The 20,655-nt window shown below is 34.7% G+C and carries 11 protein-coding genes; 8 read left to right on the top strand and 3 right to left on the bottom strand.

The genetic code is table 11. The annotated features are described in order from the left end of the window. Nucleotides 1-21: 21 nt before the first annotated feature. The 4 genes from M4I21_RS07595 (at nucleotide 22) to M4I21_RS07580 (ending at nucleotide 7,330) form a co-directional block, all read left to right on the top strand. Complete coding sequence (locus M4I21_RS07595) at nucleotides 22-3,252, top strand: glycoside hydrolase family 2 TIM barrel-domain containing protein (RefSeq protein ID WP_249558516.1); 3,231 nt, start codon at nucleotides 22-24, stop codon at nucleotides 3,250-3,252. A gap of 16 nt (nucleotides 3,253-3,268) precedes the next feature. Then, entirely contained in the window at nucleotides 3,269-3,589 is a 321-nt protein-coding gene (locus M4I21_RS07590) for a VOC family protein (RefSeq protein WP_249558515.1), read from the top strand. 152 nt (nucleotides 3,590-3,741) lie between these two features. Further along, complete coding sequence (locus tag M4I21_RS07585; protein ID WP_249558514.1) at nucleotides 3,742-5,196, top strand: sulfatase; 1,455 nt, start codon at nucleotides 3,742-3,744, stop codon at nucleotides 5,194-5,196. Nucleotides 5,197-5,224: 28 nt separating this feature from the next. Further along, nucleotides 5,225-7,330 (top strand): glycoside hydrolase family 127 protein, encoded by a 2,106-nt coding sequence (locus M4I21_RS07580; protein WP_249558513.1) that lies wholly within the window; start codon nucleotides 5,225-5,227, stop codon nucleotides 7,328-7,330. A 79-nt stretch (nucleotides 7,331-7,409) separates the two neighbouring features. Here M4I21_RS07580 and M4I21_RS07575 read toward each other — a convergent pair whose 3' ends face one another. Both M4I21_RS07575 and M4I21_RS07570 read right to left on the bottom strand, forming a co-directional pair. Next, nucleotides 7,410-9,590 (bottom strand): xanthine dehydrogenase family protein molybdopterin-binding subunit, encoded by a 2,181-nt coding sequence (locus tag M4I21_RS07575; protein WP_249558512.1) that lies wholly within the window; start codon nucleotides 9,588-9,590, stop codon nucleotides 7,410-7,412. Nucleotide 9,591: 1 nt separating this feature from the next. After that, entirely contained in the window at nucleotides 9,592-10,050 is a 459-nt protein-coding gene (locus tag M4I21_RS07570; protein ID WP_249558511.1) for a (2Fe-2S)-binding protein, read from the bottom strand. A gap of 293 nt (nucleotides 10,051-10,343) precedes the next feature. Between M4I21_RS07570 and M4I21_RS07565 the strand changes: the two genes are divergently transcribed. The 4 genes from M4I21_RS07565 (at nucleotide 10,344) to M4I21_RS07550 (ending at nucleotide 18,826) form a co-directional block, all read left to right on the top strand. After that, entirely contained in the window at nucleotides 10,344-11,996 is a 1,653-nt protein-coding gene (locus tag M4I21_RS07565) for a sulfatase (RefSeq protein ID WP_249558510.1), read from the top strand. A 12-nt stretch (nucleotides 11,997-12,008) separates the two neighbouring features. Next, nucleotides 12,009-13,493: a sulfatase family protein gene (locus M4I21_RS07560; RefSeq protein ID WP_249558509.1), complete on the top strand. Its 1,485-nt coding sequence runs from the start codon at nucleotides 12,009-12,011 to the stop codon at nucleotides 13,491-13,493. Nucleotides 13,494-13,904: 411 nt separating this feature from the next. Beyond that, nucleotides 13,905-17,072 (top strand): SusC/RagA family TonB-linked outer membrane protein, encoded by a 3,168-nt coding sequence (locus tag M4I21_RS07555; RefSeq protein WP_249558508.1) that lies wholly within the window; start codon nucleotides 13,905-13,907, stop codon nucleotides 17,070-17,072. A gap of 17 nt (nucleotides 17,073-17,089) precedes the next feature. Then, nucleotides 17,090-18,826: a RagB/SusD family nutrient uptake outer membrane protein gene (locus M4I21_RS07550; RefSeq protein WP_249558507.1), complete on the top strand. Its 1,737-nt coding sequence runs from the start codon at nucleotides 17,090-17,092 to the stop codon at nucleotides 18,824-18,826. 99 nt (nucleotides 18,827-18,925) lie between these two features. Here the strand turns inward: M4I21_RS07550 and M4I21_RS07545 are convergent, their stop codons facing one another. Then, nucleotides 18,926-20,425, bottom strand: a complete 1,500-nt coding sequence (locus M4I21_RS07545; protein ID WP_249558506.1) for a helix-turn-helix transcriptional regulator — start codon at nucleotides 20,423-20,425, stop codon at nucleotides 18,926-18,928. Between the last annotated feature and the right edge of the window lie 230 nt (nucleotides 20,426-20,655).

Here is a 20,655-nt window from a genome sequence, read left to right as displayed (position 1 = left end):
AAGGCATTTTTAAGCATTTTTATGAGACAAAGATTATTACTTGCGCTTCTACTTTTTGTAGTTTGCCAAAACATAACAGCCCAAAATGATTGGGAAAACGAGCATATTTTTGAAATTAACAAAATGGAAGCTCGGGCTGCTAGCTATTCTTATAAAAATGATAATGATGCCTTAAAAGGCGATAGACAAACAGCCCGAATAAAGTCTTTAAACGGAACTTGGAAGTTTAAATACACAGCAAAATCTACAGATAGACCAACAGATTTTATTGCTACTAATTTTAAAGGTGAAGACTTTGCAGATATCCCTGTACCCTCTAACTGGGAATTGCAAGGATACGGGCAACCTATTTACACAAACATTACATACCCTTTTACACCTAACATACAAGACCCCAATTTAAAGTATGACTGGAAAGGGCCACAACCACCTAAACCACCTAAAATATACAGAGAAAACCCCGTTGGTAGTTATTACAGAGATTTTGAAGTTCCTACAGAGTGGAATAATCAGTCTATAATATTACATTTTGGCGGTGTTTCATCTGCATTTTATGTATGGTTAAACGGCCAAAAAGTAGGCTATAGTCAAGGAAGCCGTTTGGCTGCAGAGTTTGACATTACCAATTACGTAAAAAAAGGCATTAAAAATAGAGTTGCCGTACAAGTTTTTAGGTGGAGTGATGGTAGCTACTTGGAAGATCAAGATATGTGGCGACTAAGCGGTATACACCGTGAGGTTTTATTATTAGCACAACCAAAAATTGCCATTAATGATTTTTATATAAAAACTAAGTTCGATGCCAATATTGAAGATGCCAAATTACAAATTAGACCTAAAGTTTGGATTAAAGAAAACCAAGATAACTTAAAAGGTTATACAATTACAGCAATGCTGTATAATGCAGATAACAAAAAAGTACTAGACAAGGACTTATCTGCAGACGTAAATACTATTTACAATGAACGCTGGCCACCTAGAGACATTCCTAAATTTGCCTTATTAGAAGCCAACATTAAAAGACCCCGTAAATGGTCAGCAGAAAACCCATATTTATACACCGTTGTTTTAAACTTAAAAGATCCTAACGGGAATATTACAGAATCTAGAAGTCAAAAAATAGGGTTTAGAACTGTAGAATTTAGTGCCAAAAATGAGTTACTTATTAACGGCAAACCCATAAAAATAATGGGTATAAACAGGCACGACCATCACCCAAAAAACGGAAAAGCACTAAGCAGAGCAGATTTACGTAAGGATGTAGAATTAATGAAACAATTTAATTTTAATGCCGTACGTACATCTCATTACCCTAACGACCCATACTTTTTAGAGCTTTGTAATGAGTACGGAATTTATGTAATGGCAGAAGCCAATATAGAGTGCCACCATTTAGGTAGTTTTATTCCCTACTCACCTTCTTGGGCTGCTCCTATTTTAAGCAGAGTATACCGCATGGTAGAACGCGATAAAAATAACCCTAGTATTATTTCTTGGTCTCTAGGTAACGAGTCTGGTACTGGTCCGGCTTTTGCCGCTGCGGCATCCTGGGTAAAAGATTATGATGCGTCTCGATTTATTCATTACGAAGGCGCACAAGGAGATCCAAACGATCCTGCTTATATAGAAAACGCAGGGTACCAATCTAACAATTGGCCGTCTATGGCAAACCCAACAGACCCACCATTTGTTGATGTCATTAGCAGAATGTATCCAGATCAATCTCAACTAGAAAATCTTGCAAACAGTGCACATATAAACAGACCCATAATTATGTGCGAGTATATGCACGCTATGGGAAATTCTATGGGTGGTTTAGGAGAATTTTGGGATGTTATTAGAGCTAAACCAAACTTAATTGGCGGTTTTATTTGGGATATGGTAGACCAAGGCTTAGAAAAAAAAGACCCAAATGGCAATACCTTTTACGCTTATGGTGGTGATTATGGAGACACTCCTAATGACCATAACTTTTGCATTAACGGTGTTTTTGCTTCAGACAGAACTCCAAACCCACACGCTTGGGAAGCAAAATATGTTTTTCAACCAGTTGCTTTTGAAGCTGCAGACTTACAAAATAAGCAAGTGCGAATTATAAATCGGTTTGCTTTTACAAATTTAGACAAGTACGTTATTAAATGGACATTATCAGAAAACGGAAAAGAGCTTCAATCTGGAGAACTCCCAAAACAAGATATTGCCGCGTCATCATCTGCAATAGTTGCAATACCATTTAGCAATAAAAAATTTAATTCTAATTCTGATTATTGGCTGCGTATTTCACTTCACGAAAAAACAGATCGTTTATGGGCAAATAAAGGATACGAAGTAGCTAAAGAACAATTACTATTACAAGCTAAAAAACCTATTCTAAATTACACATCAACCTCTAATAAAAGTATTAACGCTTTAGAAGGCAACAACGCTTTTACTATTACCGGTTCTAATTTTACGGCTATAATAACCAAAGATAAAGGGCTACTAAGCTCATACAAAATTAAAGGAGTAGAGCAAATTAGTTCTCCTTTAAAACCTAATTTCTACAGACCCCCAATAGATAACGACATACGAGGTGCCAGCAGTAAAACCTTAAAAAAAGGAAGAATGTTTTGGAAAAATATAGCAGATAGTATAAAAACTACTGAAACTAAAATTAGCTCTAAAAACGAAACGTTTATAACAATTACAACCAATCAATTTGTGAATAAAAAACTTAGTTTTAATACTAATTACACTTTTTATAGTGATGCAACCATAGCAGTTAATTTTAATATAAAAGCAGACACTAGCCTACCAGAACCAGTTAGAATTGGCTTAACAATGGGCGTTAGTAAACAACTAAAAAACACTGTTTACTATGGCAATGGTCCGTTTGAAAACTATAGTGATCGCAAACGAAATTCAGAAATAGGAGAATACCACTCTAAAACAGATGCTATGTTTACAAATTATGTATTACCACAAGAAAACGGAAACAGAACAGAAACAAGTTGGCTACAACTAACGAATAACCAAAAAACAGGCTTACAAATTACGGGAACTCCTGAATTTAATTTTTCAATTTGGCCGTATTCTGCAAATAATATAGAAGAAGCAAAGCATCCATTTGAGTTAAAAGAAGAAGGCTTCTACACACTTAATATAGATTATGCGCAAGCAGGTTTAGGCGGAACATTATCGCATTTACTACCCGAATACAGGCTTAAATCTGGCGAATACAATTTTCAATTCTTAATTAAATCGATTAAATAATTTTAATAAAAATAAAATGGAATATAAATTTAGTCATATTGGAATACCAACTACAGAAGAAAAAGATTGGGATGGTTTTTACGAACCTGGAAAAATACATTACACAGAGTTTGATAAAGACGAGTACAGTATAGAATGGGTGAAATTTGATGCTGACAGTCCAATGCCAGAGTTAATGCGTACCGTACCACACATAGCTTACTTTGTAGACAACATGGAAGATGCTTTACAAGGCAAAGATATTTTAGTTGATACTTTTTCTCCTGGCGAAGGCGTGCGTGTAGCTTTTATAAAACACAACGGTGCACCAGTAGAATTTATGGAGATAAAAGATTAACAAACTACGTTTAAATAACTCCAATTTATCTATTTAACATATCAATACAGTTAAAATAATACCACAACAAGGTAATTTGCATTAATCGTTTTATCATATTTTTCTTTTAATTTGTTGTAATTCACTCATTCCTAACAGTGAGACACACACAAATGAAGAAAAGTATTTTATACCTATTATTAGTTTTTGTTGCTATACAGCTACAAGCACAAAAACAACCAAACATTGTTTTCTTGTTTTCTGATGATGCTGGTTATGCAGATTTCGGATTTCAAGGCAGTACAGTAATGAAGACTCCAAACCTTGATAAATTAGCAAAGTCTGGGGCAAAATTTACCCAAGGCTATGTTACAGATGCCACTTGCGGACCATCTAGAGCGGGCTTAATTACAGGTAAATACCAACAACGTTTTGGATATGAAGAAATAAATGTCCCTGGGTACATGAGCAACAACTCTAAGTATGTAGCAGACGATATGGGTTTGCCTTTAGACCAATTAACGATTGCCGATTACCTAAAAAAATTAGGTTACAAAACTGCTATGTACGGCAAATGGCATTTAGGTGATGCCGACCGTTACCACCCAACAAAAAGAGGTTTTGATGAATTTTACGGATTTAGAGGTGGCGCGCGTAGTTACTTTGGCTACAATGATGTTTCTAAAGCCAATTTAGATAACAGAATGGAAAGAGGTTTTGGCAATTACCAAGAACCAACAAAGTACGTAACAGATGCCTTGGCAAACGAAGCAGTTTCGTTTATTCAAAAAAACAAAAACAATCCTTTTTTTATATACTTAGCTTTTAATGCTGTACACACACCAATGCAAGCAACAAAAGAAGATTTAGCAAAGTTTCCTAACTTATACGGTAAACGAAAAGAGTTAGCTGCTATGACCTTAGCACTCGACAGAGCCTGTGGCAAAGTAATAAACAAATTAAAAGAACTTGGATTAGATAAAAACACAATTATAGTTTTCTCTAACGATAATGGCGGACCAACAGATAAAAATGCATCTTTAAACTTACCGTTAAGCGGTACAAAATCTAACCATCTAGAAGGCGGCATAAGAGTGCCTTATTTAATCAGTTGGCCAAAACAGATAAAATCAAAATCTGAATACAATTACCCTGTTAGCACTTTAGACTTATTACCTACTTTTTACGCAGCAGGAGGTGGAAAAACTGAAGATTTAAAAGATATAGACGGTGTTAATCTTTTGCCTTTTATAAATGGCGAAAATAATGCTAGACCGCACAATACTCTATTTTGGAAAAAAGAAGTAAGACTTGCCTACAGAGAGGGCGATTGGAAATTAATACGCTTTGCAGACAGACCCGCAGAGTTATATGATTTATCTAAAGACACTGCAGAACAAAACAATATTGCATTTAAACATCCAGACAAAGTAAAATCTATGTTTAAAAAAATGTTTGAATGGGAGTCTACATTACAGCGACCACTTTGGATGTTAAAAAGAAGTTTTGAGAATTACGATATAGACCGTATGGATCGTTATAGAACTCCAGAAATGGTAAAAAAAGAAATGGAACAATACACTACTCCCTTAAAAGAGAAGCGTCAATTTGAAAAAGACAACAAATAACAAACTAACTTATACTCAATTTAAAAATATGAAACACTTTACACTTATAGCCTTTAGTACTCTGGTACTTTCCTCTTGTGGACAAGATAAAAAAGCAAAGGTTCCGGAAGCAACTGCAAATACAGAAAGTAAAGATCTAGCTCTAAACTTAGATCCTAATGCAGGTATTATAAATAATGCCAATAGTCCGCATGTTGCTTTTAAAAGCATAGATATGGGAGATTGCCAATGGACAGAAGGCTTTTGGGCAGATAAATTTAAAATTGCCGAAACAAAAATGGTTCCCTATATGCGTAGTCTGTTGACTGGTGATACTGGCCACGCCTTAAACAACTTTAAAATTGCTGCTGGCTTAAAAGAAGGTGAGCACAAAGGAATGCATTGGCATGACGGTGACTTTTATAAGTTTATGGAAGCTACAATGTATGTTTACGCTCAAAATAAAGATGAGGCTTTATTAAAAGAAATAGATAGTTATATTGATATCATTGGAAAAGCACAAGAAAAAGATGGCTACCTACAAACACAGATACAATTAAACAAAGATCGTTCTAGGTATGAAAACCGAAAGTTTCATGAAATGTATAATTCTGGACACTTATTAACTAGTGCTTGTATTCATTACAGAATTACTGGTCAGACTAACTTTTTAGACATTGCTGTTAAACACGCAGACTTATTGCACTCGTTATTTATGACAGATGATGAGCGTTATGGTCGATTTGGATTTAACCAAACCCAAATTATGGGCTTGGTAGAATTGTACAGAACAACAAATGACAAACGCTATTTAGAGTTAGCAGAGAAATTTATTAACAACAGAGGATCTTACAAAGTTGCAGAAACAGCAGAAACAAAAGGGTATCCTATTGGAGATATGGTACAAGAACGCACACCTTTACGCAAGTCTGACGAAGCTGTTGGCCATGCTGTGTTAGCATTGTATTATTACGCAGGAGCGGCAGATGTTTATGCTGAAACCGGAGAACAAGCTTTAATTGATGCTTTAGACAAACTATGGATGAATGTTGCACTTAAAAAAATGTATGTAACTGGTGCTGTAGGTCAAACTCACTACGGAGCATCTACCAACAGAGATAAAATAGAAGAAGGCTTTATAGACGAGTATATGATGCCTAATATGACCGCGTATAACGAGACTTGCGCTAATGTATGTAACTCAATGTTTAGTTACCGTATGTTAGGCGTACATGGAGAATCTAAATACGCAGACATTATGGAAACGGTATTGTACAACAGTGCTTTATCTGGTATCAATTTAGAAGGAGATAGGTATTACTACGCCAACCCACTTAGAGTAATTCACGGTTCTAGAGATTATGATAAAATGAACACGGAATTCCCTACAAGACAAGCGTATTTAGATTGTTTTTGTTGTCCTCCTAACCTTGTGCGTACCATTGCAAAAGTATCTGGCTGGGCATACAGCAAATCTAAAAATGGTATTGCCGTTAACCTTTATGGTGGCAACACACTAAAATCGACACTTACAGATGGTTCTAAAATAGAATTGAAACAAGAAACGGCGTACCCATGGAATGGAGATGTAAAAATAACAATGCAAGCCTGTAAAAGTACTCCTTTTGATATGCTTGTTAGAATTCCGGATTGGGCAGAAAACACAAAGGTTTTAGTAAATGGTAAAGAAGTTGATGCCACTATAAAAGCTGGTGAGTTTACTACGATTACACGCGAATGGAAAAAAGATGATGTACTACGCATTGCAATGCCATTAGACATAAACTTTGTAGAAGGCCATGAGCGTATTGAAGAAGTACGTAACCAGGTAGCTATAAAAAGAGGTCCTCTTGTATACTGCGTAGAATCTGCAGATTTACCTAAGGATACTAGTATTTTAGATGTGTTTATTAAAGGTGATGCATCACAACTTACATCTGAATACAGACCAGATTTCTTAGGCGGTGTGTCTGCCATCACAGGAAACGTTTTATTACGTAAAGATGCCAGTAAAGCTGATAAAATGTACCACAAAGTAAACAAACCGCAATGGGAAACATACAATACTACCTTTGTTCCTTATTACGCTTGGTCTAACAGAAATAATGAAAAAGAAAGCGAAATGACTGTGTTTTTACCAGTTGTTTGGGAATAAAAAATAAGTTAATTTTTATGAAAAAAGGGGATAAGTTTTACAACTTATCCCCTTTTTAATTTGTATTAATTCTAGTGTATTAAACTAACTTATGATCTTTAAGTGGCAATGTTTTGTACCTAGTACCCGTTGCTTTAAAAATTGCATTTACAATTGCGGGTGCAATAACTGGCACACCTGGCTCACCAACACCTGTTGGTTTTTCGTTATTTTCAACAATCTCTACATGTATTTTTGGTGCTTGCGGCATACGTAACATTTGATAATCACCAAAATTGGTTTGTTCTATAGCTCCGTCTTTTGCCGTTATTTTACCATAAAAAGCAAGAGACATACCAAAAATAGCAGCACCTTCCATTTGCGCCGTAATTGTATTTTTGTTTACAGCCAAACCACAATCTATAACAGAATGTATATTGTGTACTTTTACTCTATTGTTTATAACAGATACCTCAACTACAGAAGCTACATAAGATAAAAAACTGTAATGTACTGCAAGTCCCATTGCATGACCTTCTGGTAATTTTTTACCCCATTCTGCGTTTTTAGCAGCTTGCTTTAGCACATGTTTTAAACGAGCAGTATCGTATTTATATTCATTTTTTGTCTCTTCAATACGGTCGCTACCAATAAGATTTAATCTAAACTCTAACGGATCTATACCTGCTTCATTCGCTAATTCATCAGCAAAAACATTTATAGCAAAACCGTGTGGAATATTAATTACAGAACGCAACCAACCTATTCTAACGTGTGCTGGCGCTTCACCTGTTTCTACTTGCATGTTAGGAATCTCAAAAGGTACGTTTGTAGCACTTGCAGATTCAAAAGGAGCAGGATCTACAGTACCTGGAGCAAAAGTAGACGCTATAGAAGGCAATGCAAAACGATGCAACCAACCAGTTACCTTACCTTCTTTATCTAAACCGCCTTTCATATATTGTGCCGCCACGGTATGGTAGTAACCATGTTGTATATCATCTTCTCTTGTCCAAACAACTTGCACAGGAGCATTAATGGCTTTAGAAACAGCTGCAGCTTCTACAATATAATCTGGCTTAGATTTTCTACCAAATCCACCACCTAAAAAGGTAACATTAACTGTTACATTTTCTTCTCCAGTTTCTAAAAAGGCACTAACTTCTGTTCTTGTTCGCTGCGGCTCTTGCGTTGGCGCCCATACTTCGCAGGTAGTTCCTTGAACCCAAACAACCGCATTTGGAACTTCCATTGGCGCATGTACTAAATGTGGCAATTGGTATGTACTTTCTATGGTTTTAGATGCTTTTTTAAATGCGTCTTCTACGTCTCCAACCGTTTTTGCAACCTTTCCTTTTTTATGTACGTTAGCTGTTAATTGCTTCATATACTCTTCAGAATCATAAGTGTTATTATCACCCAGATCCCACTGTACTTTTAATGCTTCTTTGCCTTTAAAAGCTGCCCAAGTATTTGTTGCTACAACAGCAACACCTCCTAAAGGACCAAAAGGCTTACGCAACATAGGAATTTCTACAACATCTATAACACCTTTTATTTTTAAGGCAGCTGTTTTATCATAAGATTTTACAGTTCCAAAAGCAACAGGACAACGTTTTATTGCTGCAAACTTCATATTATCTACACGCTTATCTAAACCAAAAACTGCGCTACCATTAGATAATGTTACAACATCTTTACTTGGTAAATACTTACCTATATATTTAAAATCTTTAGGGTCTTTTAGCTGTACATCTTTAGGTACATCTAGTGTTTTAGCAATTTCTACTAAATCTCCAAATCCTATTTTTTTACCATTAGCATTTATAACAAAATGATTTTCTGCTCTTAATTCTGATGCAGGTACTTCCCATTTTTTAGCTGCAGCAGCAATTAGTACTGCTTTTGTAGCTGCGCCTATTTTACGCATTTCTTCAAACAGAAGACGTACACTTTTAGAACCATCCGTATTTTGATCGCCATATTTCACATCACCTACTGCCTGAGAAATACTAACTCTATCCCAGTCTGCCTCCATCTCATCTGCAATTACAGATGTTAAAGAAGTACGCACCCCTTGTCCCATTTCTGATCTTGATGCCACCAAAATTAGATTTCCATCAGAATTAAGCTGAACAAATAAATTAGGATTAAATTCTACTATATCTTTTGGCTCGCAAGCAACAAAAAGAGTTGTTCCAGAAGCAATTATTAATCCTCCAGAAGCCAAACCTAAACCTTTTAAAAAGCTTCTACGACTTACATTTTTTACATCTTTCATACTAGCCTTTGTTTTTTAATTCTACAGAATGGTTAATAGCCTTTTTTATACGAGGGTATGTACCACAACGGCAAATATTACGCACCATAGCATTATTAATATCCTCTTCTGACGGGTTGCTATTACCGTTTAACAAAGCTGTTGCCGTTATTAATTGACCCGACTGACAAAACCCACATTGAGGGACATTGTGCTCTTCCCAAGATTTTTGTAACAACTGAAGATTTTCTGTTTCTCCTTCTACAGTAATTAATTCATTTTCACCTACAGAAGAAACAGGAAGCTGACAAGAATTTACTGCCTTGCCATCCATTAAAACCATACAAGCACCACAAAAACCTTTACCACAACCAAATTTAGTCCCAGTAAAACCTATAATATCTCTTATTGCCCATAACAAAGGCATATCCGGATCTACATCTATAGTGTGTATTTCTCCATTAATTTTTAGCTTGGTCATAAATCTTTTATTTAGTTTTATAAAGATGTCTAAGTTTTCAATTTACGCAAAAATAAGGACAACAAACCGCTATACTTAACCTATTAACACTTTATTTTATCTATAATACATCATACAAATTTGTTTTAAAGAGGATTTTATTCGTTCTAAAACCAATTACTATACTCCAAAATAGCAACGGCGTTTACAAATAGGGTAAAATAGTGTATGGTATGGATAAATTAAAAGAATATTTAGTTGTTCATTTTAGGTTATTTTGATAGTACTTAATATTAACTTTTTTGATATATACAATGAGATACGCGCAATTAATAGTACTACTTTTCTTTATAAGCAGTTGCCAATCACAAAAAGAGAAAATAAAAGAACCCAAACAAAAGCTTAACATTCTATTTATTGCTGTAGATGATTTACGTCCAGAATTAGGCACATATGGCTCTGAGATTGCCATAACACCAAACATAGATACCTTGGCCAGTAATGGTTTACAATTTAACAATGCGTATTGCCAAGAAGCAATATGTAGCCCTTCTAGAGCTAGCTTAATGACTGGTGCAAGACCAGAAAGCATTAAGGTTATTGAAAATTTTACATACTTTAGAGAAGCCAACCCAGATATTGTAACCTTACCACAAAACCTTTGGGCCAATGGATATGAAACCGTACATACTGGTAAAATTTTTCACGGAAAATACAATGATCCAGAGCTGTCATGGAGTAGAAAGCCTGTGCCGCATAGTGCAATGAGCAGTGAAAAAAAACCGAAATTTGGTTTCAAGTTACCAGAAAATATAAAGATGCAAAAGGAAAACAGTGCTGCAATGATTGCCAAATACGGTAAAAATGCACTACGTAACGGACTAGGAAAAGGTCCTGCTTATGAATTTGCAGACTATCCCGACAATGAATATGAAGACGGTTACAATACGGACTTAGCAATTGCTACCTTAAAAGATATGCTAAGTAAAAATCCAGACAAACCATTTTTCTTAGGTTTAGGAATGAAAAAACCACACTTAGATTGGCAAGCTCCAAAAAAATACTGGGACTTATATAATGAAGAGGATATAAAGTTAGCTGCGCAAAAAAATGGCCCTAAAGATGGCGCAGCAATGGGCCTACACGCCTCTTTTGAATTAAGAGCAAGAGCTAATATTCCTAAAAAAGGAGCTATTAGTGACGAGCAAGCTATTAAATTAAAACACGCATATTTAGCTTGCGTTAGTTACATAGATGCACAAATAGGTCGCATGTTAAAAGCATTAGATGAGTCTGGTCAAAGAGACAACACTATAGTTATATTATGGAGCGATCACGGTTGGCACTTAGGAGATATGGGCATTTGGGGAAAAGCAACCAATTATGAAATTGCAACTAGAGTACCTTTAATAATTACCACTCCAGATATGGATAAAGAAATTAGAGGCACAAAAACAAATGCCTTAGTAGAATTGGTAGATATGTACCCTACTCTTTGTGACTTAGCAGAGGTAACTGTACCTAACACAGTAGAAGGACAAAGCTTTAAACCTTTATTAAGCAACCCTGCAAAAGACTGGAAAACCGCAGTATTTAGTCAGTTTCCTACACCTGCTTTAAGAGAATGGGCAGCAAACCCTTTATCTAAAGGAATGAAAGAAACATCTTTTGGTCCTTTAATAGAGGAAGTTGAAGGGAGAATTAAAAAACAACAGGGAGATAAATGGAATAGAGACCTATTTGAAAATAAATTAATGGGATACTCTATGCGAACTAAAAACTACAGATTTATAGTCTGGAAAGATTACACTGACAAGAATGCTGATCCTATTTTCATTGAACTTTACGACCACAATAACGACGCTACTGAAACCGTAAATATCGCAAAAGAAAACCCCGAAATTGTATCTGAATTATTAGTGCAATTTAACAAAGGTTGGAAAGGCAATTTAGCGCAACTTAACTAGTTCTTAAAACATATGATTTTATATAAAAACACCAAGGCTATTTTTCTTGCAACGTCACTATTAGTATTAAGCTGTACGAACAAGCCTAAAAAAGTAGCACAAGCAGCACCAGAAGTTACAACAGAAACAAAGCAACCTAATATTTTACTTGTTCTTTGTGATGATCTAGGGTATTCCGATGTTGGTTTTAACGGAAGCCAAGACATTAGAACACCCGAGCTAGACAAACTAGCCGGCGCAGGCACTATGTTTACCTCTGCCTATGTAGCGCATCCGTTTTGCGGCCCCAGTAGAGCGGCATTATTAACAGGTAGGTATCCGCATACAATTGGATCCCAATTTAACTTAGCAGCTAACGGAAAATCTACCGGGCAAGGTATTTCTACCAATGAACAATTTATAGCTAAAACATTGCAAGAGTCCGGTTATTACACCGGTGCAATTGGAAAATGGCACTTAGGAGCAACGCAAGAATTTCACCCCAACCAACGCGGTTTTGCGGACTTCTATGGTTTTTTAGCAGGTGGACACAATTACTTCCCAGAGCAATATAGAACTCAATATGAGAAACAAAAAAAAGCCAATAAAAAAGTAATTAGGGATTACATTTTACCATTAGAGCATAATGGTAAAGAAGTAAAAGAAACAGAATATTTAACCGATGCCTTTTCTAGAGAAGCTTCTCGTTTTGTAAAAGAGGCTTCAAGCAAAAAGAAACCATTTTTTTTATATTTAGCTTACAATGCACCACATGTACCACTTGAAGCTAAAGAAGAAGATTTAGAAAAATTTGCAGACATAAAAGATAAAGACAGAAGAACCTATGCCGCTATGGTTTATGCCGTAGATAGAGGAGTTGGCGCTATTGTAAACACACTAAAAGAAACAAATCAATTAAAAAATACTTTAATTATCTTTTTAAGTGATAATGGCGGAAACACCGATCACGGCGCAACCAATTTCCCTCTGCACGGAAGAAAAGGAGATACCTGGGAAGGTGGTTATCGTGTACCCATGTTTATGTATTGGCCAGAGCACATTACAAAAGGAGAAAAAAACAACTACCCTATTAACAGCTTAGACCTCTACCCAACTTTGGCTCATATAGGAAAAGCAGAGCTACCTAGTAACAAAATTTTAAATGGTAAAAACGTATGGGAATCTATATTAGCCAATGAAGATCCGCACGCAAAAGAAACTTTATTTGCTATGCGCCATAGAGAAGGTTACACAGATGTATCTGCAAGAAAAAATGAATGGAAAGCACTAAAAGTAAGCAGACAACCTTGGAAGCTTTTTAAAATTACAGAGGACATTAGTGAAGAAAATGACTTAAGCTCTACACATCCAGAAATATTAAAAGGACTTGTAGGTGATGCAGAACAATGGAGTAAAACACATGTAGAACCACTTTGGTTTGACCCTACGTATTTACAAAAAATATGGAAAGACAGTACAATGGCTACTTTTAATAACACATTTTCCTTACCTAAATAGTAACCACATAAAATTTTAATTACCAAACTTCTTATTTTTAAGGAGTTTTTTTTATGCCCATCCTTAAGCGCTAGAACCAAAGCTTTTAAGGATGAAAAAATCAACTTATAAAGGCCACCTACCCCAAAACACATCTCATTACCCAAAATACGAGTCATTTTAACCAAAAAGGTTAAAATAATGTTATCGAAAGGTAAAATTGATAAATAGAGACCCTGTTTTTTACGTTTCTTTTGGGATATGAAACTAATTTTTACGATGTCCGCATTTTTTCCTTTAACATTTATACTTTTTAAAAGAACAAGTGCATCACATCTTAAAGAAAAAACTACAAGAAAAAATGTTTAAGCTCCTAATGCTAAACACAGAACACTATGTCACTAAAAACTCCTAACGTAACAACTCAGAATTATGAAAAAACCAAAAAGTAAAAAAAATGGAAATTATTTTTCCATGCTTAATAAGTTGTTCTCAATACAACTTATACTATGTAGCCTTTTGGCTATACCTTTACACGCAAGTGCAAAAGAGAACACTCCTATAGATACACAACAAAGAACTATTACAGGTTCAGTTTCTGATGAAATGGGACCAATGCTAGGTGTTAGTATTGTTGTAAAAGGAACAACTACTGGTACAACCACAGATTTTGATGGTAATTATAGTATCGCAGTAGATAATGATGCTACTGTTTTAGTATTTACCTATATCGGTTATAAAGCACAAGAAGTAACTGTTGGTAGTAAAAGTACCATTAACTTAACAATGGCTGCAGATGCAGAAAACCTTGAAGAGGTTGTAGTTTTAGGATATACAACTAGAAAAAAGGGAGAAGTTACAGGATCTGTTAGTTCTATTAAAAGTGAAGACATAGAAAAAACATCAAACAAAGATTTAGCAAAGTCTTTAGCTGGTAAGGTTTCTGGTTTAATTGTGAACGATAGAGGTGGCTATCCTGGATCTACAGGAGACGTATCTTTATTAATAAGAGGAAAATCTACATTAAACAACAACTCACCATTAATATTGATAGATGGTGTTGTATCAGGATCTTTTTCTCAACTATCTCCACAAGATGTTGCATCTATAACAATATTAAAAGATGGTGCAGCTGCAATTTATGGTGCTAGAGCAGCAAACGGTGTAATTTTAGTTACAACAAAAAGAGGTAAATCAGGGAAACCAAAAATTAACATCTCATCATCATACAACTTATCGTCTTTCTCTGTACGACCAGACCTTATGTCGTCTGAGCAATATGCAATTTACGAGAATGAAATTACAGACAGATTAGGACAAGCTCCTCGTTTTTCTCAAGAACAAATAAATAATTATGCCGCAGGTACAGACCCTATAAACTTTCCAAGTACAGATTGGAGCGATTTAACTTTTGCTAAAACATCTCCAGAATCTAGAAATACAATTTCTATCTCTGGTGGTAGTGAAAATGTAAAGTACTTTGTTAGTGGTGATTTTATAAAGCAAGTAGGTTTATTTAAGTCTGGTGATTTAAAGTTTAAACAAAACCAAGTTAGATCTAACTTAGATATTAAGCTTACAGATGATATTAAAATAGGTGTAGATATTTCTGGAAGATTTGGAAACACCCAAGAACCAGGTATAGATGCCAATTTTATATACAAGCATATTTATACCAATGAGCCTACAGAAGTAGGTATTTACCCAAATGGGTTACCAGGATGGGGTGGTGAAAACGGAGCAAACCCATACGTAATGTCTAGTAACGAATCTGGTTTTGTAAAAAGAATAGACAACACATTACGCGGTCGTTTTTCTTTAGACTGGGATTTAAAAAAGATAACTCCAGGATTATCATTTAAAACTTTTGTTGGTATACGCAGACAAAATAACGATCAGAAATCATGGTATACCCCATGGACAATATACACATACCAAGGAGATACAGGAGAATACGTACCATCTACAGGTAAATCTCAAAGAGGTGGAGAAAGAATACTTAGAGAAGGTTTCTGGAAGTTTGATGAAGTACAAGCAAACGCCACTTTATATTACAAGAAAAAACTAGGAGAAAACCATTCTATAAGCACCTTTGTAGGTTATGAGCAAGCACAGTCTGAACAAAGACAGTTTTGGGCAGAGCGTCAAGGGTTTCCAACAAAAGAACATACGGAGTTGTTTGCTGGTAGCGATGACGGACAACAATCTTTTGGAACCTCTCAAGAATGGGGAAGAGTTAACTACTTTGGGTCTTTCTCTTACGATTACAAAAAGAAATATTTTGTAGATTTTACAATTCGCCATGACGGTTCTAGTAACTTTGGTCCTGGTAAAAGATATGGTACCTTCCCTGGTATTGCTGCATCATGGGCAATTAACAAAGAATCTTTTTTAGACAATGTAGATTGGCTAACAGATTTAAGATTAAGAGGATCTTGGGCTAAAATGGGTAATGACCGTATTGGAGCTTTCCAGTATTTAACTCGTTTTGATTATGGAGGACCAACAAATACTGCTAATCCTAATTTCTATGTATTTGGCGCACCTGGAGTTAGTTACAATGGTTATTCACCAGACAACGTACCTAACCCTGACATTACTTGGGAAACAGCTTATATGAAAAATATTGGCTTGGCTTTTTCTATGTTCGATAGTAAACTTACAGGTGATTTTAATTATTTCTACCAAAACAGAGAAGATATATTGGTTACAAGAGCAGCTGCTATACCAGATGCAGCAGGTTTAACATTACCACAAGAAAATATTGGTAAGGTAGACAACTTTGGTTGGGAATTAGAATTAGGTTGGAGCCAACAAGTAAATGATAATTTTAGTTATAACATAGGTGGTAACGTTACCAAAGCTAAAAATGAGGTTGTTTATTTAGCCGAAGCAGAGGATGTCCCTGAATGGAGAAAAAGAGAAGGATATTCTATAGATTCTTATATTACCTACCCTACTTCGGGTATTTTTAGAGACCAAGCACAAGTAGATGCTACACCAGTAAAATTAAATGGCACTATAGAAGGAGAACCTATTTATGTAGATACAGATGGTAACGGAAAAATAGATTCTAACGATAGAGTTCGTGACTTTAGCTCTAACATACCACAAATACAATTTGGTGTTTTTGGAGGATTTAAATACAAGAATTTTGATATGAGCTTTTTATTGCAAGGACAAGCAGAAGCTAAAATGTTAGTGTTTTTTGACCAAACTGGGGCTAAACCAGAATATGTATTTGACCAAAGATGGACACCAACAAACAGAGACTCTAAATATCCAAGAGCTTTTGGACAAGATGATAAATTTAGCGGAAACCAAAGTGGTGACCCTGCTAATTTTCAGGGAGCAGATTTATACTTACATGATGCATCATTCTTAAGACTTAAAGAAATAGAGGTTGGCTACACTATACCTAAAGACAAAATTAAATTTTGTGATATAAAAGTTTTTGCAAGAGGACTTAACCTAATTACAATGTTCTCTGATGTTCATAAACTAGGGTTAGATCCAGAAGCAACAGGGTACAACAACTTTAGAGAAAGTACATACCCTTCTTTAAAAACATATACGTTAGGTGTAAACTTTAGTTTCTAATATAAAAAAATACAGATATGAAAAATTTAAAATTAATATACGCGTTATTGGCAATTGCCGTATTTAGCTTATCTAGTTGTAATGATGTATTAGATGTAGAAGCTAGAGATGCTTTTGCAGAAGATCTAATATACAATGATCCAGAGCAACTAGAAAGACTAGTATACACTGTTTATAACAGTACAGAAAGCTGGGGCGTAAACAAAAGACAATGGTGGGGACGTAGATTTAACTTAGAAGTAGGTTCTTACGAGGCTATTTTTAACTTTAAACTGTTAGACCAATTTAGACTTAGAGCAGGGATGACGCCTGGTACTGTTGGTATGCTAAACGGAAAATGGGATAACTATTGGGATTATGTACGTTTAGCTAATGAGTTTTTAGACAAAGTAGATGATAGTGCTGCAATGGAAAAAGACCCAGAGACTGTAACCCTTTTAAAGGCAGAAATGCGTTTTTTACGTGCAAATATTTACAGTAAATTAATTCGCTTTTATGGTGGTGTGCCAATTTTAGAAAATGCTTTAGGCTTAGATGATGATTTTGCATTAACGCGTAACAGTTATGAAGAGTGCGTAGATTTTATTGTAAGTGAACTTAATGATGTTGCTGTAGTTTTACCAGAAACAAGACCTGGAGGGGAATTTGGCAGAGCTACAAAATTAGCGGCTTTAGCAGTAAAATCTAGAACATTATTATATGCTGCTAGTAAATTACATGATCCTGCATTTGCACCAAGTAACGATCCGCTTTATATATACACAAAACCAAACAAATGGCAAGATGCCGCCGATGCAGCAAAAGCAGTAATAGATATAGTTGGCGCTAGAGATTTAATCGCTGTTGCAAACGCAACGGAATATCAAAAATTATTTTTATCTCCTAATGATGATATTCTTTTTGCCAGACCTTATAGTGCTCTTTATTATGATTTTGGTACAGATGCTAATTCGCTTCCAGACCAGACCTTTTCACCTAGTGGTTACGGTGGTTGGGCATTAGCTGCACCAACACACAATTTTGCATTACAGTTTAATATGGCTGATGGTACCACAACTAACGATGCTACTTTTGATGCCGCCAACCCTAATGATGGTAGAGAAATGAGATACTATGCAGATCTTAATTATAACGGAGCAGAGTTTAGAGGCCGTAAGGTACAATACTTTAATTCTGATGACGTAAGTGTAAATCCACATGGATTAGATTCAGAGGAAGGTTTAGGTAACAAACAACATTCATCTAAAACTGGATATAACATTAGAAAGTTTCAAGACGAAAGTATAGGAACTTTAAATGAAGAAGGTATGGTAGACGGTTTAACAGGTATATCCCCGGAGCGTCCATATATTTTATACAGATTATCAGAAATATATTTAAACTACGCAGAAGCACAATACCATTTGGGTGATGAAGGTGTTGCAACAACCTTTTTAAATAAGATTTCTAGCAGAGCTTTACAGCCAACAATAACTGCTTCTGGAACAGATTTATTAGAAGCTATAAAAAGAGAAAGACGTATAGAACTTTGTTTTGAAGGGCATAACTTTTTTGATGAAAGAAGATGGATGAATGAAAGTCATTTAGGATTTAATGTTAAAGGCCTAGAATGGAATAAAGCTATAGATGGCACAGAAATTAGCCAAGAAGTTACTGTAGTAGAAAGACCATGGTTAACACAACATTACTACCTGCCACTACCTGCTTCTGAAGTAGAAAAGGCACCAACAATGTCTCAAAACTTTGGCTATTAATAACACAAGTTCGTTTAGTTTACAATTGTTTGAGTTAGTTTATTTGCAAGTAAAAAGAGCCGTACATATAGTACGGCTCTTTTGCTTTTCTACACTATTCTATATAGAATTTATATAATTCACCAAGTTAATATCTCTCTCTATTTTCATTTTTTTACGCAACCTATGTCTTGCTACGTGTACACTACCGATAGATATCCCAAGCAAATAGGCCATCTCTTTTCCACTAAAATTTAGTTTAATTAAAGCACAAATTTTTAAATCTGCAGAGCTTAAATTAGGCACTTTAGTCTTTAAGCGATCATAAAATCCCTCATTCTGAGCCAAAAACCTTTTATTAAAAGACTTCCAAAGAGAAACAGAACGCTTATCTATAGATTTTAAAACAGAAATTGTTCGAGTATTAGGGACTGTTTCTTTTATGTAATCACTTAGTTCTTTTATTACCTTCTCTCTTTCTATTAATTGCAGCGTATTTATGGTTAGTTCACTATTCTTTATATTCAGTTGTTCTTTAGAGTCTTTTTGTCTTTTTTCATATTTATAAGACCTAATTTTTGATCTAATTATCAAAAATGCTATTATCGCTAAAAATAGAACTACAAAAAATAAAATCCTAAAACGAAGTATTTTTTGGGTCTGACTCGCCAATTCAAATTTTTGAATATTTAATTGCCTATTTTTCGTAGTTAATTGTTCTTTATAATGATTGTGTATTGTTAAAAACCCCTGATTATTATCGTTTCTTGGGTTAAGGTAACGTTCATTAATAGTATTAGCCTCAGCTAAATTCATGTAAGACTTTTTGTACTCCTTAAGTTTATACAAAACATCTGCATATCTAGAAAAAACATAACTTCTATAAAATGTTAACTCACCCTGAACATCTTTAATAGCTAAAGCTTTTTCGTAGTTTTCCTTCGCTAGTTTTAAATTATCGGTATTCCTGTATATTTTACCTAACCTAGCATACAGCACAATTAAAAAACTTTTATGTATTAATTTTTGCTCCTTGTTTATAGTATTAATACTATTATTTAACAATACTATTGCTTCATCAATTTTATTATTTTGCTCTAAAATAGATGCCCTTTTTTCATCTAAATAAACAGTATAAATAGGATCTATACCCGCCTTAATTGCAATTGCTTTACAATTATAAATATACTTTTGAAGCAATTTTTCATTAGATATTCGCTGGTAGTATAATGCTAAATTATAATTAGAACTATATAAGTCAGAAAAAGGAATCTGATTTTTCTGATATGAAATTTTAAAACAATTATGCGCTGTAATAAAGTTTTGTCCCGCTAAGTCATCTTGTTTAAAAAGGTAATTTAAATAGCCCATTTCTTCATTAGATCTAGCCATTAAAAGAGTGTCTTTTAACTCTTCTGACATAAACAAAGCATTGCCGGCATACTTAAATGCCTTACTGTAATTTAAATTAACTCGCTCTAAAAAACACAAATCTAAAAGGCTTTGTACTGCCTTAGACGAATCTTTGTTTTTTAAAGAAGAAGCATAACTCTCTTTAAGCAGAACCAAACTATTACTCGACAAATCATCTATGCGCATTGCCTCTTTTTTAAAAGACATAAATTGTTGAGCCTGTAAGGTGCTAAAAACAATGACGTTAAGCAAAAACAAAAGAAGAACACGTTTCGAATTATAGTTTAACAATCTGACAATCATTTATTTAATGTTATTTCATTTCTAATTAAAACTATTCTAAAGTTAAGTAAAAAAAGGCACTAAAATAACAATGTTAAGTTTTTGTAAGGTCATATATCACTTATTTAATATGAGTTTACTCTAAATTTGAGAAG

The sequence above is a fragment of the Cellulophaga sp. 20_2_10 genome (genome assembly GCF_023476645.1).
Taxonomy (GTDB): Bacteria; Bacteroidota; Bacteroidia; order Flavobacteriales; family Flavobacteriaceae; genus Cellulophaga.
Note: the sequence above shows the minus strand (reverse complement) of the source record. Positions and strands in the feature narration are given on the sequence as shown.